Below are 16,055 nucleotides of genomic sequence, written 5' to 3'. Positions count from 1 at the left end.
AGGCCCTTTTGTTGAGCAAGCAACCAAGCAAGCCCCTTAAAACCTGTTCGAAAAGCTTTCGGACCGGTCCTTGCAAATTCAGGAGATATGAGCCATGTGGAAGATCGTTGTCGGATTCGTGCTGTTTGCGGCCCTGTCGCTGTTCGTCATCATGAAGGCGGGTGACAAGGTGGACATGGGTGGCGAGCAGCATGGCGGCGACTCCCTGCATGTGCCCGCCGCACCTGCCTCCGGGGCCAGCGCAGCGCATTAAAAAAAGCACCCCCTGAGTCGCTTCGCGCCTTCACCCCTCTCTCGACTCGCAATGCGAGTCGGGAGGGGGACGCTCCCAGCGCGGCGGGGCGGCCCTTGCGCGGGAGCACTGGCATGGGCCGCGCCAGTTTCATAGACCATGGGCCTATGCCACAGCCTTATCGTCATGCACCATTGACGAGAGGCAGACTCAAGCAATCCGCGTTTAACGCTTGAAGCGGCCGTCGGTGCCGATGATGGAGAGGTCCGAGAAATCCAGGCCTGAATGGTCGGTACTGCTGTAGGAGAGGGTAAGTCCACCCATGTCCCAGTTGCGGATGCCCTCCAGGCCCGCGTGCAGCTTTGCGCGATCGGGCTTGGGGCCGGCGCGCTTGAGGCCTTCCACGAGCACCTTGGCACTCACGAAGCCCTCCACCATGGCCGGGGTCAGTTCGCTCACGCCACCGGCCTTGGCCAGGTCCATGGCCTCCTTGATCAGTGCGTAGTTCACCGAGCGCTCGGAGGGGAAGACCTGCGTCACCACCACGCCGCGCGCACTTTCGCCCAGGGCCTTCACGAAACCACCCGAGGCGTTGTTCGACAGCGTCACGATCTGCCCCGTGACGCCCGCAGCACGCAGCGCCTTGATGCCGTCCACCACGGCGGCACCGGTGCCGACGAAGACCACGGCCTGGGGCTGCTTCTGTGCCACGCGCGGCGCGATGGCGGAGTAGTCGGGCTTGGCCCGGTCGAACTTTTCGATGAACAGGGCCTCGATGCCGTTGGCCTTGAAGCCGGCCTGGGCGCCTGCCAGCCCGTCGGCCCCGAAGGTGTCGTCCACGTGCACCACGCCGATCTTCCGGATACCCAGGGTGTTCAGGTGGGTGATGGCTTTTTCCACCTCGCGCTGGTAGGTGGCGCGCACGTTGAAAACGTACTTGAGCACCGGCTTGTGCAGCACCATGGCGCCTGTGGAAGGGCCGATGAGCGGCACGCCGTGCTGCTCCAGCACCGGCGCGATACCCTGGGTGTGGGGCGTGCCGCGCGTCATGAAGAGGCCGATCACGCCCCGCTGCTCGATCAGCGTGCGGGTGTTCTCCAGCGTCAGCTTGGGGTCGAACTTGTCATCAAGCGTGATGACCTCGACCTTCTGCCCTGCCACACCACCGCGTGCGTTGATGTGGTCGATATAAAGTGCCGCGCCTTTCATGGACTCCTGCACGGTGGCTGCGGCCGACCCGGTCACGCCCACCGTCTGGCCGATCAGGATCTGCGCATGCGCCGCACCCCCCATGGCCAGCAGGGCAAAGACGGCGCTGGCCGTGAAGGGGTGGATGGCGGCAACGTTCTTCATGGGGACCCTGACGGAGGTGCGTGGCAGTGTAGGATGAAGGTGTGACAAATGGTAGCCAAAATGGGCTGCGGGTGCCACCCCGTCCACAAGACCGGGCTCAGCGGCGGAACTTGCCGTCCGTTCCGATGATGGACAGGTCGGCAAAGTCCAGACCCGTGTGGTCGTCGGGGCTGTAGCTCAGCTCCAGACCCCCGAGGTCGAGTTTGCGGATGCCTTCCAGCGCTGCCTGGATCTTCTCGCGCGTGGGTTTGGGGCCGGCGCGCTTGAGGCCCTCGACCAGCACCTTGGCGGCGGCAAAGCCTTCGAGCATGGCCGGGCTGATGTCGCCCACGCCCTTGGCCTTGGCCAGTTCCTGCGCCTCCTTGACCATGCCGTAGGTGACGGCACGCTCGTTGGGGTACACCTGGGTCACGATCACGCCGCGTGCATTGGGCCCCAGGCTCTTGATGAAGCCGCCCGAGGCGTTGTTGGACAGGGTCACGATCTGCGCACCCGAGCCCGCGGCGCGCAGCGCGGTGCCGGCATCCACCACGGCCGAACCCGAGGCAACCATCAGCACGGCCTGCGCCTGGGCCTTGGCGACCTTGGCGGCAATCGGGGCAAAGTCCGGCTTGGCGCGGTCGAACTTTTCCAGTACCACGGCGGTCAGCTTGCTGGCGGCCAGGCCTTTCTGGGCACCCGTCACGCCGTCGGCGCCAAAGCTGTCGTCGGCGTACATCACCGCGATGCGGGTGATGCCCATGGAGGCCAGGTGGGTCATGGCCTTTTCGGCCTCGCGCTGGTAGGTGGCACGCACATTGAAGATGTTCTTGCGCACCGGCTGGTGCAGCACCATGGCCCCCGTCGAGGGGCCGACCAGCACGACGCCGTGCTTGTCCAGCAGCGGACTCATGGCCTCGGTATGGGGCGTGCCGCGCGTGAGGAACATGGCCAGCACGTTCTTGTCCTCGATCAGCACGCGGGCGTTCTCGGCGGCCAGCTTGGGGTCGAACTTGTCGTCCATCGAGACCAGCTCGATCTTCTGCCCGTTGACGCCCCCCTTGGCGTTGACGGCATCAATGAACAGCTTCGCGCCGTCCGAGGTTTCTTTCACGCCCGCCGCCACCTGGCCCGAGTAGCCTGCCGTCTGCCCGATCAGGAGCTGGGCATGGCCCATGCCGCACAGCGCCGCAGCGAGGACGGTTGCGGTCCCCCATTGTTTCCATGTGGTGTTCATGGTTGTCTCCTTGAATTATCTGGTCACTCTAAACAGAAGCGCCCCGTTTGCGAACCGGCATAACCCGATGCTGTGACAGGACATGTCAGCAGATGCGCCATCAGGGGCTATTGCGCAGGCGCCGGACGAAGCCCGTGGCGGTGCCTAGAATGTCCCGCCTCACCCTCGAAAGACTGCCTCCATGACCCAGGGACTGATCCGTATCCGCGGCGCACGCCAGCACAACCTCAAGAACCTGGATCTGGACATCCGAACCGGGGAGCTCACGGTGGTCACGGGGCCCAGCGGCTCGGGCAAGTCCAGCCTGGTGTTCGACACCCTGTATGCCGAAGGGCAGCGGCGCTACGTGGAGACCTTCAGCGCCTATGCGCGCCAGTTCTTGGACCGCATGGACAAGCCGGCCGTGGACAAGGTCGAAGGCGTGCCGCCGGCCATCGCCATCGACCAGACCAACCCGGTGCGCAGCTCGCGCTCCACCGTGGGCACGATGACCGAGCTCAACGACCACCTGAAGCTGCTGTTCGCGCGCGCCGGCCAGCTGTTCGACCGCGAGACCGCCCAGCCGGTGCGCCACGACAGCCCCGAAACCATCTACGCCGAGCTGCAGCGCCGCTGCGCCGCAGGCGGTGATCCGCGTGTCGTGCTCACCTTCCCGGTCGAGTTGCCCGCCAACACCTCGGCCGACCAGGTCGAGCAGTGGCTGTCGGCCAGCGGCTTCACCAAGGTGCAGGCCGAGCGCGAGGTGGCCACGCCCACCGGCCCGCGCAAGCTGCTGGACGTGGTGGCCGACCGTTTTCGCCTGGGCAACGCCGAGAAGGCGCGCGTGATCGAGGCCATCGAGGTGGCCTTGAAGCGCGGCACCGGGCGCCTCAATGTCTACCGCCTGGCCGATGCGCCCGAGGCCGAGCCCGAGCTGTGGCGCTTTTCCACCGGGCTGCACTGCCCCGACAGCGACCTGCGCTACAGCGACCCGATCCCGTCGATGTTTTCTTTCAACTCCGCCGTGGGCGCCTGCGAGACCTGCCGCGGCTTCGGCCGCGTGATCGGGGTGGACTACGGCCTGGTGATCCCCAACGACAAGCTCACCTTGCGCGCTGGCGCCATCAAGACCATCCAGACCCCGGCATGGAAAGAGGCGCAGGACGACCTCATGCGCCACGCCGAGGCGGCAGGTGTGCCGCGCGACACGCCCTGGTACAAGCTGACCGAGGACCAGAAGAAGTGGGTCATCGGCGGCACGCCCGGCTACAAGGACGGGCAGTGGAGCAAGCAGTGGTACGGCATCAAGCGCTTCTTCGAATACCTGGAGAGCAAGGCCTACAAGATGCACATCCGGGTGCTGCTGTCCAAGTACCGCAGCTACACCCCATGCCCCACCTGTGCCGGGGCGCGCCTCAAGACCGAGAGCCTGCAGTGGCGCATCGGCAGCAAGGACGCGGCCGATGCAGTGCTCGAGCCCGGCCTGCGCTTCATGCCCGAGGGCGTGCAATGGAGCCGCGCCCAGCTTGAAGCCTTGCCGGGCCTGTGCCTGCACGACCTGATGCTGCTGCCCATCGACCGGCTGCGGCGCTTTTTCGACCGCATCGACTTCGTGGCCGCTGGCGGGCAGGGCAACGAAGGCGATGCCCAAGCGCTCAAGCTGTTGTTCGAGGAGATCACCACGCGCCTCAAATACCTGTGCGACGTGGGCATCGGCTACCTCACGCTCGACCGGCAAAGCCGCACCTTGAGCGGCGGCGAGGTGCAGCGCATCAACCTGACCACCGCGCTGGGTACCTCGCTGGTCAACACCCTGTTCGTGCTCGACGAGCCCAGCATCGGCCTGCACCCGCGCGACATGCACCGCATCACCGAGGCCATGCTGCGCCTGCGCGATGCGGGCAACACCCTGGTGGTGGTCGAGCACGACCCCGCCGTGATGCTCGCGGCCGACCGCATGATCGACATGGGCCCCGGCCCGGGCCGCCTGGGCGGGCAGATTGTGTTCGACGGCACCACGGCCGACCTGCGCCATGCCGACACCCTCACGGGTGCCTACCTGAGCGGGCGCAAGCACGTGGGCTTCGGCTTCAAGCGCATGGTGACCGAGGCCACGCCGCGCCTGGTGCTCGAAGGGGCGCGCGAGCACAACCTGAAGGATGTGTCGGTGGAGTTCCCGCTGCAGCGCCTGGTCACCGTCACCGGCGTCAGCGGCTCGGGCAAGTCGAGCCTGATCCAGGACGTGCTGGCCCCTGCGCTGCTGCGCCACTTCGGCAAGGCCACCGATTCGCCGGGCGCGCACGACCGCATGCTCGGCGCCGACCACCTGTCGGACGTGGTGTTCGTGGACCAGTCGCCGATTGGCAAGACTGCGCGCTCCAACCCCGTGAGCTACGTGGGCGCGTGGGACAGCGTCCGCGAGCTGTTCGCTGTGGCGCCCCTGGCCAGGCAGCGCAGCTACACCGCCGCCAAGTTCAGTTTCAACAGCGGCGATGGGCGCTGCCCGACCTGCGGCGGATCGGGCTTCGAGCATGTGGAGATGCAGTTCCTTTCCGACGTGTACCTGCGCTGCCCCGATTGCGATGGCAAGCGCTACCGCCCCGAGATCCTGGAGGTCACCATCGAGCGCGGTGGCCGCGCGCTCAACGTGGCCGACGTGCTGGCCCTCACCGTGGCCGAAGGCGCCGACCTGTTCGCCAGCGACCGCGACGTGATCCGTGCGCTGCAGCCCATCGTCGACGTGGGGCTCGAGTACGTGGCCCTGGGCCAGCCCGTGCCCACGCTGTCGGGTGGCGAGGCACAGCGCCTGAAGCTCGCTGGCTTTCTGGCCGAGGCGGCGCGCACGGCGGCCAAGTCGCGCCAGGCGATTGCGCGCAAGGGCACGCTGTTCCTGTTCGACGAACCCACCACGGGCCTGCACTTCGACGACATCGCCAAGCTCATGCGTGCGCTGCGCAAGCTCATCGACGCAGGCCATTCGCTGATCGTGATCGAGCACAACCTGGACGTGATCCGCGCCAGCGACTGGCTCATCGACCTGGGCCCTGAGGGCGGCGACGGCGGCGGCCTGGTGGTGGCCGAGGGCACGCCCGAGGACGTGCGCCAGCACGCGACCTCGCACACCGGCCAGGCGCTGCGCGATTACGAACTGACCTTGGGCGCCGGCGGCCATTCGGTGCACGAGAAGGCGGCGGTGCTGCGCAACCAGCAGCGCCTGGCCCATACCGGCCAGGCCAATACCTCCAAGAACGCCATCGAGATCATCAACGCCAAGGAGCACAACCTCAAGAACCTGAGTGTGGACATACCGCGTGGCCGCTTCAACGTGGTCACCGGGGTCAGCGGCTCGGGCAAGTCCACGCTGGCCTTCGACATTTTGTTCAACGAAGGGCAGCGCCGCTATCTCGAATCGCTCAACGCCTATGCGCGCAGCATCGTGCAGCCTGCAGGCCGGCCCGAGGTGGATGCCGTCTACGGCATTCCGCCCACGGTGGCCATCGAGCAGCGGCTGTCGCGCGGCGGGCGCAAGTCCACCGTGGGCACGACTACCGAGGTCTGGCACTTCCTGCGCCTTTTGTATGTCAAGCTCGGCACGCAGCACTGCGTGAAGGACGGCGCGGCCGTGCAGCCGCAGACGCCCGAGAGCATTGCCGCGCAGCTGATGCGCACTTTCCGCGGCCAGCATATCGGTCTGCTGGCGCCACTGGTGATGAACCGCAAGGGCGTGTACACCGAGCTGGCCGACTGGGCGCGCCCGCGCGGCTTCACGCACCTGCGGGTGGATGGCAACTTCTTGCCGACCACGGGTTTCCCGCGCATCGACCGCTTCAAGGAGCACACCATCGAGCTGCCTGTGGCCAGCATCGACGTGTCGGCCGAGGGCGAGGCGCTGCTGCGTGAATGGCTGGCCCAGGCACTCACGCATGGTAAAGGCGTGGTGCACGTGCTCAGCAGCCTCGAAGGACTGCGCGAGGCCATGGTCGCCGGCACGCCCACGGCGGCCATCGGCACGCTGCAGGCTTTCTCGACCAAGCGCGCCTGCCCGGTGTGCGCCACCTCGTATGCCGAACTCGACCCGCGCCTGTTCAGCTACAACAGCAAGCACGGCTGGTGCCCCGACTGCGTGGGCACGGGCGTGAAGCTCACCAAGGACCAGCGCAAGGTCTTCGACGACTCGGTGCAGGACGACAAGGAAAAAGGCCGTGAGCAGACCTTTGCCGAGCCCGAGGTCGAAGACCTGGCCGACACCGCCTGCCCCGGCTGCCAGGGCACGCGCCTGAACCCCACAGCGCGCGCCGTGCGCTTTGCGGGCATCGGCATCACCGACATCGCGGCCCTGTCGGTCACCGACGTGCGCCGCTGGGTCGAGACGCTGCAGATCGAAGGCGGCATGACGCGGCGCGAGGCAGACATTGCGCGCGACCTGGTGCCCGAGATCAAGAGCCGGCTCGAATTCCTCGAAGAGGTGGGCCTGGGCTACCTCACGCTGGACCGTGGCGCACCCACGCTCTCGGGCGGCGAGGCGCAGCGCATCCGCCTGGCGGCACAGCTTGGCAGCAACCTGCAGGGCGTGTGCTACGTGCTCGACGAGCCCACCATCGGCCTGCATGCGCGCGACAACCAGATTTTGCTCAACGCCCTGCACAAGCTCGGCGACAAGGGCAACACGCTGGTGGTGGTGGAGCATGACGAAGACACCATCCGCCGTGCCGACCACATCATCGACATCGGCCCGAGCGCGGGCAAGCGCGGCGGGCGCCTGGTGGCGCAAGGCAGCGTGGCCGACATCACGGCCGCCGAAGATTCGCAGACCGGCCGCTACCTGCTGCACGCCATGAAGCACCCGCTGCAGCTGCGCCGCAGCATGCTGCCGAGCGCGCTGAGCGCCGCCGATGCCGCCTTGGGCGATCCCGTGGATACGCCCAAGGGCCGGCAAAGCGCGGCGGTGAAGAAGCGCGCCGCGCAGGCCGCAGCGCTCACTGCACAGGCGCTGGACGATGCCAAGGCGCGAGCCGCCATCCGCTGGCTCACCGTGCATGGCGCGCACCTGCACAACCTGCAGAACGTGACGGCCACCGTGCCGCTGCACCGCCTGGTGGCAGTCACCGGCGTGAGCGGCTCGGGCAAGTCCACGCTGGCGCGCGACGTGCTGCTGACCAATGTGCAGGCCTGGGTGCAGCAGCGCTCGACCAAGGCCGGGCGCGACGCCATGGATGCGGGCAAGGCCCCGGCCCTGGTGGGTTGCACGGGCCTGGCGGGCTTCGAGTCGGTGGACCGGGTGCTGGAAGTGGACCAGACACCCATCGGCAAGACGCCACGCTCCTGCCCCGCCACCTACATCGGCTTCTGGGACACCATCCGCAAGCTGTTTGCAGAGACGCTGGAGGCCAAGGCGCGCGGCTATGCCGCCGGGCGCTTCAGCTTCAACACCGGCGAGGGCCGCTGCCCGACCTGCGAAGGCCAGGGCATCCGCACCATCGCCATGAGCTTTCTGCCCGACGTGAAGGTGCCTTGCGAGGCCTGCCACGGCGCGCGCTTCAACCCCGAGACGCTGGCCGTGACCTGGCGCGGCAAAAGCATCGGCGACGTGCTGCAGATGGAGGTGGACGAAGCCGTGGACTTCTTCGCCGCCATGCCCAGCATTGCGCACCCGCTGCAATTGCTCAAGGACGTGGGCCTGGGATACCTAACGCTGGGCCAGCCTTCGCCCACGCTCTCGGGCGGCGAGGCGCAGCGCATCAAGCTCGTGACCGAGCTAACCAAGGTGCGCGACGAGGTGGGCCGCCGTGGGCAGAAGGCACCGCACACGCTCTATGTGCTCGACGAACCCACGGTGGGCCTGCACATGGCCGACGTGGACAAGCTCATCCGCGTGCTGCACCGCCTGGTCGATGGCGGGCACAGCGTGGTGGTGATCGAGCACGACCTGGACGTGATCGCCGAGGCCGACTGGATCATCGACCTGGGACCCGAAGGGGGCAAGGAGGGTGGCCGCATCGTGGCCGCCGCGGCGCCTGAAGCGGTGGTGCAAATGGGCACGCACACAGGGGTGGCGTTGGCGCCGGTGCTGGCGCGCTGAGGGGGTTGAGGGGACAGTGCGCGGGCCTCTGACGCAGCGGCTGGGATGGGGACAGGAGACAAGGGCAGGGCCCACGCAAGGGTTGGGCGACGTCCTACGGGAGGCACGGAACTCGGCGCACGCGGCCGGCGCGGGGAAAAACCTACTCTTCGTTCCATGGGTAACGGCGGATAGGCGCCAAGCCCAAAAGCCCTGACCCACCCCCTAACTACCCGCCTACTGCCATGACCTCACACACCAAAACCCTGACTGCCCTGGCCCTCGTATCCGTACTGCTCACCGCCTGCGGCGGTGGTGGCGGTGGCGGCGGTAGCGGCAGTTTCAGCAGCACCAGCAGCAGCGAAGTCGCCCTCGCCGCCGACCCCGATCCCAGCACCGAGCCCGGCGTTCTGACCGTTACCGATGCAACCGTACCCAGCCTCAACGGCGTTTACGGCAGCGGGCAGCTCACGCTGACCGAGGTGTACTACCAGCAAGCGATGGGCGCGAAGCCTGCCGTGTGTGCCTACCAGTTCAAGGGGGCCGACAAGGTGGACGTTGCCGCCACTGCCAGCGCCACCACAGGCACGACGGGTACTGCGACGGTGGGCACGACCACTACGCCCGTGTCCATCGTCGGCACGTCCACCACACAGGCTGCTGTGGTGGGCAACATCACTGCACCCGTTTCGCTCACCGGCGCGGCCGCTGATGCGGTGAGCCCTGCCGTTGCCACGGCATCCGGCAAGATCACCTACCGCCCTTCGGCCACCGGCCTGTACTTCGCCTACCTGACCTTCAATGGCAAGGAATACGCCAGCCTTGACTCCGTGGACACCTTGGTGGACCGCAGCGGCAACCTGGTGCGCTTCACCAGCAAGACCATGGGGGCCACCGATGGATCGACCGACACCCTGAAGCTGACGGCCATCATTCCCCTGCACGCCACCCGCAATGCCAATTGCTGAACTGGCGGTGCAGGCTCTCCCACACGCATCGGGATTTTCCTCTTCCCCCGGCCGGTCTTCAGTCTCCGATCGGCCAGTTGGCCCGCCTTCCGCAATGGGAGTCGGGCTTTCTTGTTTCAGCCTTCGCATTGGGCTGTAGGCACCGGTCCTACGCAAGGCATGGGTGTTGCCGCACGCAGTTGGCAGGAACTCGCTCCTACGATGCTATCTACCACCACAAGACAAAGCTGCCCGCCATGAACTCCCTTCTCAAGACCTGTTCTGCCATTGCTGCCGCCAGCGCGCTGCTCGTTGCCTGCGGCGGCGGCAACAGCGACGATCCCACGCCCAGCAGCGAACCTGGCGTGCTCACGGTGGGCAACGCCACTCTGCCTGGGCTCAATGGCGTGTATGGCAACGGCGCACTCAACCTGACCGAGGTCGACAAGAAGAATCCCGTGGGCTCGGTACCCGAGTTGTGCACTTTCCGCTTCGATGGTGCGAACAAGGTGGGCTCCAGCGAAACCGCCTTCGGCGACGTGCGCTACCGCCCGGATGCCACCGGCCTGCACCAGATCTTCGTGACCTTTGCCGGCAAGGAGTACAGCAATGGCGACCCGGTGGACACCTCGGTAGCGCGCGACAGCAACCAGGTGCGCCTGACCAGCAAGACGCTCACGGCCACCGACGCGTCGGGCAACACCCTGCAGGTCAGCGGGGTCATTCCCATGCGCCCCAACCGGCCTTTCGGCTGCTGACCCGCGCGCCATCGGCCTCCAATTTGTTTCCCCCTCGGCCGGCGAGTCCCCTCCCACCGGTCATTGGCCCCGTTCATCTCAGTGGTGAACGGGGCCTCTTTTTTTCGGCGGCGCCGTCACAATGAGTGGCTTTCCCCGCCCCATCACCATGTCGCCCTCACCCCCTTCGCCATCGCCCCAGGTGGTGTGGCTGCACCCCGAGGCGCCGCCCAAGCCGGCGCAGGGCGCGCCCTGCAATGGCTGCGGCCTGTGCTGCCTGGCAGAGCCCTGCCCGCTGGGCGTGCTGGTGTCGCGCCGGCGTACCGGCGCGTGCGCCGCATTGCGCTGGAGCGATGGCGAGGGCCGCTACCTGTGCGGCATGGTGGCCGATCCGGGCGGGGTGACCGGCTTCACCCATCCCTGGATGGTGCGGGCCATGGCCGCGTGGGCCCGGCGCTCGATTGCCGCCGGGGTGGGCTGTGACGCGCAGCTGCACGCCGAGGCACCGCCGCGCTGAACAGGGCCTGGGCTTGCTACCAGCCTGCGCCGGGTACATCCACCTGGGTGGTCCAGATAGCGGCTTCGCGGGCGGCCTTGCGTGCATGCTCGGCAAAGTCGGGGGCGGTGCACAGGAACAGGGTCTTGCCGTCCGGCCCGCCCAGCGTGCAGGCGTAGACGCCCATGTCACCGGTGGAAACCTCGGCCAGCACCTTGCCGCCTTCGGCCACGCGCAGGACGCGGTGGCCCAGGGCGTCTGCGGCCCAGACGGCGCCTTCGGCGTCGAGCGTTGCGCCATCGGGCGCCACCTTGAGCTGGGCCATCACGGCCGAAAGCTCCTGGCCCTCGGGCGCGGGGGCAAACGTGGCCCAGTCGCGGCGCGGCCCCAGGCTGCCGTCGGCCGCTATGCTGAAGGCGGAGAGCCGGTTGCCCAGCGTCTCCGCCACGATCAGGGTGCCGCCGTCGGGCGTGATCATCGCGCCGTTGGGGAAGAACAGGCCGTCGGCCACCACGCTCACGGTGCCATCGGGCGCCACCCGCGCCAGGCGCGCAGTGCTCACCGTGGCGCCGCTCATCAGGTCGAAGCCGAAATTGCCCACATAGGCATTGCCATGCCGGTCCACCACCATGTCATTGGTGTTGGCCGTGGCAATGGTCGACAGGTCGGCGTGCTGTACCAGCGTGCCGTCGGTCTCCAGGCGCATCAGACGGCGGTCGCGCATGGAGACCACCAGCAACCGCCCATCTGGCAGCCAGCCCAGGCCCGAGGGCTGCCCTGGCACCTCGGTGATCTTTTCCACCTGGCCCGCCATGTCGGTGGCGATCACCTGGTGCGTGTAGAAGTCCGACAGCCAGAGGCGGCCGTCGCGCCAGCGCGGCGCCTCGAGAAAGCTGTAGCCCGATATCAGGGTGGAAAAGGCAGTGGCCATGGTGTCGTGTCTCCTGCGGTCGTTGTGGTTGGGTCGATCCTGCGGCGCCGTTCATCCTAGACCGCATGGAGCGCGAGGCTGTCACCTGCGCGCCAGGTGGATGCCTGCCAGCATGCAGCGCACCGAACCTCCAGCGAGTTCGATGGTGGGAACGGCCAGGGGGAGCAGGGCGGCGCTGCGCTCGATCACGGCTTTCTGCTCGGCGGTGAGGCTGGCCGCTGCGCGCGCCGACAGCGCCAGCACCCGCCCCTGCGCGCCCGAGAGCTCCAGTGCGTTGCCCGCGAAGTCGCCGATCTGCTGCGCGCTCAGCTCCACCAGCGCGCGGCCCGATTCGGCGAGGCGGTCCCGTACGGCCTGGCGGCGCGCTGGGTCGCTGATCAGGTGGAAGCCACCCAGCGCAAAGTCGGTGCCGATGCACAGCATCACATTGGTGTGGTAGCAGGGCCGGCCCTGCGCATCGGCCGTGGCGAAGGCCATGGGCTCGTAGTTGAAGTGGGTGCAAAAGCGCTCCAGCGCCACCGGGTTGGCGCGGTTCGACTGCGCGGTGTAGGCCACGCGCGCGATGTGGTCGAGCACCATGGCACCGGTGCCTTCGAGGAACATGCCGTCCTGCTCCAGGCCCGAGTAGTCGATCACATCCTGCACACGGTATTCGGCCTTGAGCATCTCGATCACGTCTGCGCGCCGCTCGCGCCGGCGGCTCTCGGCGAACATGGGGTACAGGGCCACATGCCCGCCAGCGTGGGTGGAAAACCAGTTGTTGGGGAACACCGCGTCCGGCGCATCGCGCTCGCCGGTGTCGTCGAACAGGTGCACGCGCACACCGGCGGCTTGCAGTTGGGCCGAGGCGGCGGTCACCTCGGCGTCGGCGCTGCGGGCGATGGCGTCGCGCGTTTGGGCCGAGCGCGACTGGAAGGCGTTGTCCGCCGCCGTTTCGGGGTTGGGGTGAAAACGGAGCGGACGCACCATCACGGCGGCACACGGGGCTTGGGCGGAGGGATGGGGCATGGAAGTCAGGCGGGTGGATGCAGGGCGGTGCCGGAAATTCTCCAGGGAGCCCGTGCTACACAACAGTCATCAAACTGGTCAAAATGCGCTGAAAATTGGCGCAATGCCACTTCACTTAATCACTATGAGCAATCTCGACGACACCGACCGCGAAATCATCGGCATCCTGCGCACCGACGCCCGCACACCCGTGGCCGTGCTCGCGCAAAAGCTGCGCGTATCGCGCGGCACGGTGCAGAACCGCCTGCGCAAGATGGAGGACAGCGGTGTGATCACCGGTTACACCGTGCGCCTGCGCCCGGATTCTGAGCCCCAGCGCATACGCGCCTGGATGAGCATCGCCGTGGAGGGCAATGCCGCGCCCGAGGTCATTCGCGCGCTGCGCGGCGAGCCCACGGTAGGCACCTTGCACAGCACCAATGGCCGCTGGGACATCGTGGCCGAGGTGCGGGCCGAGAGCCTGGAGGCCTTCGACATGGCGCTGGGGCGCATTCGCCTCACGCCGGGCATCGGCAACACCGAGACCAGCATCCTGCTGTCGACCTACAAGGCCTGAGCCAGACAAGGAGTGCCTCATTGGCGACAGGAGCTAGGGAGTTTCCTGCATGCCCATGCAGGCGGGACTGCAGTCCAATGCAGGGATCTATGTCTTCCAAGGATCCCACCATGCAACGCCGCCGCCAGATCATCCAGTGGGGTGCCGCCGCAGTGGCCGCGCCCGCCTCTTTGCTGGCCCGTGCCCAGAGCTTTCCGAACAAGCCGATCAAGCTCGTGATCGCCTTCCCTGCGGGCGGGCCCACCGACATCACCATGCGCTCCTTGGCCGATAGCGCCGGCAAGATCCTGGGCCAGCCCGTGATCGTGGAAAACAAGCCCGGTGCCGGTGGCACGCTGCCCGCGCAGCAATTGCAAAGCGCGGCGCCCGATGGCTACACCGTGGCGCAGATTCCGCTCGGTGTGTTCCGCCTGCCCTACACCACCAAGATCAACTGGGACCCGGTCAAGGACATCGCCTACGTGCTCAACGTGACGGGTTACGCCTTCGGCCTGGTGGTGCCCGCCGACTCGCAGCTCAAGACCTGGACGCACTTCGTGGCCTGGGCCAAGGCCAATCCCGGCAAGCTCAGCTACGGCTCCACCGGCACCATGACCAGCCCGCACCTGACCATGGAGCTCATTGCCCAGCAACTGGGGCTGGAACTGCTGCATGTGCCCTACAAGGGCAGCGCCGACCTGATGCAGTCCATTCTGGGCGGGCAGATCATGGCCGCGGCCGACTCCACGGGCTTTGCGCCGCAGGTCGAGGCGGGCAAGCTGCGCGTGCTCAACACCTGGGGGGCCGAGCGCCTGGCCAAGTTCCCCGATGCGCCCACGCTCAAGGAGCTGGGACTCAACCTGGTGCAGAACTCGCCGTTCGGCATCGGCGCGCCCAAGGGCACGCCCGACGCCGTGGTCAAGCGCCTGCACGACGCCTTCAAGAAGGCCATGGAGCAGGAAAGCTACCGCACGGCCCTGGCCCGCTACGACATGGTGCCCATGTACATGAGCACCTCGGCCTACCAGAAGTTTGCGCAGGACACCTTCGCACGCGAGAAAGCGCTGGTCGAGAAGCTGGGGCTGGCCAAGCCGTCCTGACCCGAAGGCGGTGGCTCTGACCCTCTCTGCACCTTTGGCGCAGAGAGGGTCAGAGCCAGCCGGCCTTGCGGAACCGGTAGTACAGGAAACCGCACGCAGCGCCGATGGCGGCCAGGGCCGCCGCATAGCCATAGCGCCACTTGAGCTCGGGCATGTGCTCGAAGTTCATGCCCCAGATGCCGGCGAAGGCCGTGCACACCGCGAACAGGCTGGCCCAGGCGGCCAGGCGCTTGACGACCTCGCCGTCCTCGATGGTCACCATCGACAGGTTGACGTGAATGGCCGTGCCGATGGAGTCGCGGATGGAGTCGATGGAGGCGTTGATGCGGCCCAGGTGGTCCACCACGTCGCGAAAATACTCCTGCGAGGCGTTGCACAGTTGCGGTACGCGCCCGCCGTGCAGCCTGCCCGCGCTCTCCAGCAGCGGTGCCACCACATGCTTGAGCACCGTCAGCCGCTGCTTGAGCGCATACAGCCGCTGCACACTGCCGCGCGCCTCGCCCTGGGACGAGAAGATCTGCTGCTCGATGGTCTCCAGCTCGACTTCGAGCGCGTCAATGACGGGGAAATAGCGGTCCACCACCGCATCCATCAGCGCGTAGAGCACGAAGCCCGGCCCGGTGGCCAGCAGTTCGGGCTCGCGCTCGCAGCGCTGGCGCACGTCGGTGAAGCCCTGCTCGCTGCGGTTGCGCACCGAGATCACGTAGTTGCTGCCCACAAAGACATTGAGCTCGCCGATGCGCGCCGGCGTGGCGTTCAGGCCATCGATCTCCAGCAGGTGCAGCACCACGAAGAGCGAGTCGCCGTACTCCTCCACCTTGGGCCGTTGGTGGCCGTGCTGGGCATCCTCGATGGCCAGCGGGTGCAGGTGGAAGGCCTGCTGCAGTTTGGCCAGCTCCTGTTCGGTGGCATCGTGCAGGGCCACCCAGACGAAGCAATTGGGCAAGGCGATGTGCTCGCCGATCTCGCTGACGGGGATGTCGGCAAGCTTGGTTCCGTTTTCATAGACAACGCAGTTGATCAGCATGTCGGCTCCGGGCGCAGGGGGATGGCAACGATCTTGCCATTGCATCGCATGGCGGTGCGTACGCGCGGGTGGCTGGGCGGCATTTCTGGCAAAAGCTTTACGCCAGGTGCCGAAGTCTTTATGCGGTCTTTATGGGCGCCTGCCTACGCTCAATCCCCTGTCCATCTGCGTTTGATTGCAAGCCATGAAATTTCCCCGCACCCCTTTCGCTGTTGCCCTGCTGGCCGCGTTTCCCCTGCTGGCCAGCGCCCAGCTCACCGGCAGCGTTACCCTGACCACCAACTACAAGTTCCGTGGCCAGGACCAGGATGCCTCCAAGGCCCGGGCCATCAAGCCCGCGATCCAGGGCGGCTTCGACTACGCCTTCGGCGAATCCGGTTTCTACGTCGGCAACTGGAACTCCAGCGTCGACTGGCTGCCCCGCAACTCCATCGAG

At 67.1% G+C, this 16,055-nt stretch carries 13 protein-coding genes; 8 read left to right on the top strand and 5 right to left on the bottom strand.

From position 1 onward, the window contains the following. The first annotated feature begins 94 nt into the window (after positions 1–94). Positions 95–253 (top strand): hypothetical protein, encoded by a 159-nt coding sequence (locus tag ASE28_RS32635; protein WP_007858372.1) that lies wholly within the window; start codon positions 95–97, stop codon positions 251–253. Positions 254–457: 204 nt separating this feature from the next. Here the strand turns inward: ASE28_RS32635 and ASE28_RS26600 are convergent, their stop codons facing one another. Further along, positions 458–1,525, bottom strand: a complete 1,068-nt coding sequence (locus ASE28_RS26600; protein WP_057269201.1) for an ABC transporter substrate-binding protein — start codon at positions 1,523–1,525, stop codon at positions 458–460. 157 nt (positions 1,526–1,682) lie between these two features. Then, positions 1,683–2,801: an ABC transporter substrate-binding protein gene (locus tag ASE28_RS26595; protein WP_057269143.1), complete on the bottom strand. Its 1,119-nt coding sequence runs from the start codon at positions 2,799–2,801 to the stop codon at positions 1,683–1,685. Positions 2,802–2,982: 181 nt separating this feature from the next. Here ASE28_RS26595 and uvrA point away from each other — a divergent pair, with 181 nt between their 5' ends. From uvrA to ASE28_RS26575, 4 genes are all read left to right on the top strand, one after another. Beyond that, positions 2,983–8,859, top strand: a complete 5,877-nt coding sequence (uvrA, locus tag ASE28_RS26590) for an excinuclease ABC subunit UvrA (protein WP_057269142.1) — start codon at positions 2,983–2,985, stop codon at positions 8,857–8,859. Positions 8,860–9,083: 224 nt separating this feature from the next. Then, on the top strand, positions 9,084–9,806 hold the full coding sequence (locus ASE28_RS26585; protein ID WP_057269141.1) for a hypothetical protein: 723 nt from the start codon (positions 9,084–9,086) through the stop codon (positions 9,804–9,806). A gap of 236 nt (positions 9,807–10,042) precedes the next feature. Next, complete coding sequence (locus ASE28_RS26580; RefSeq protein ID WP_057269140.1) at positions 10,043–10,543, top strand: hypothetical protein; 501 nt, start codon at positions 10,043–10,045, stop codon at positions 10,541–10,543. Between the two features lie 148 nt (positions 10,544–10,691). Beyond that, positions 10,692–11,039 (top strand): hypothetical protein, encoded by a 348-nt coding sequence (locus ASE28_RS26575; protein WP_057269200.1) that lies wholly within the window; start codon positions 10,692–10,694, stop codon positions 11,037–11,039. 16 nt (positions 11,040–11,055) lie between these two features. On the opposite strand, the gene ASE28_RS26570 is transcribed toward ASE28_RS26575, so the two are convergent. Continuing rightward, positions 11,056–11,949, bottom strand: a complete 894-nt coding sequence (locus ASE28_RS26570) for an SMP-30/gluconolactonase/LRE family protein (RefSeq protein ID WP_057201575.1) — start codon at positions 11,947–11,949, stop codon at positions 11,056–11,058. 81 nt (positions 11,950–12,030) lie between these two features. After that, positions 12,031–12,957, bottom strand: coding sequence for a citrulline utilization hydrolase CtlX (ctlX, locus tag ASE28_RS26565; RefSeq protein WP_057269139.1), 927 nt, complete (start codon positions 12,955–12,957; stop codon positions 12,031–12,033). A 124-nt stretch (positions 12,958–13,081) separates the two neighbouring features. Here ctlX and ASE28_RS26560 point away from each other — a divergent pair, with 124 nt between their 5' ends. Both ASE28_RS26560 and ASE28_RS26555 read left to right on the top strand, forming a co-directional pair. Continuing rightward, positions 13,082–13,513 carry an Lrp/AsnC family transcriptional regulator gene (locus tag ASE28_RS26560; protein WP_057201577.1) on the top strand — a complete coding sequence of 144 codons (432 nt, stop codon included), beginning with the start codon at positions 13,082–13,084 and terminating at the stop codon, positions 13,511–13,513. A gap of 110 nt (positions 13,514–13,623) precedes the next feature. Further along, positions 13,624–14,592 carry a tripartite tricarboxylate transporter substrate binding protein gene (locus ASE28_RS26555; protein ID WP_057202438.1) on the top strand — a complete coding sequence of 323 codons (969 nt, stop codon included), beginning with the start codon at positions 13,624–13,626 and terminating at the stop codon, positions 14,590–14,592. A 49-nt stretch (positions 14,593–14,641) separates the two neighbouring features. Here the strand turns inward: ASE28_RS26555 and ASE28_RS26550 are convergent, their stop codons facing one another. Next, positions 14,642–15,619: a magnesium and cobalt transport protein CorA gene (locus ASE28_RS26550; RefSeq protein ID WP_057201578.1), complete on the bottom strand. Its 978-nt coding sequence runs from the start codon at positions 15,617–15,619 to the stop codon at positions 14,642–14,644. A gap of 184 nt (positions 15,620–15,803) precedes the next feature. Between ASE28_RS26550 and ASE28_RS33260 the strand changes: the two genes are divergently transcribed. Next, positions 15,804–16,055: TorF family putative porin (locus tag ASE28_RS33260; protein WP_235516224.1), on the top strand; the 252-nt coding region annotated here is incomplete at its 3' end.

The organism is Acidovorax sp. Root219, assembly GCF_001428665.1.
Taxonomy (GTDB): domain Bacteria; phylum Pseudomonadota; class Gammaproteobacteria; order Burkholderiales; family Burkholderiaceae_C; genus Acidovorax.
This window is presented reverse-complemented; position numbering and strand designations above follow the sequence as displayed.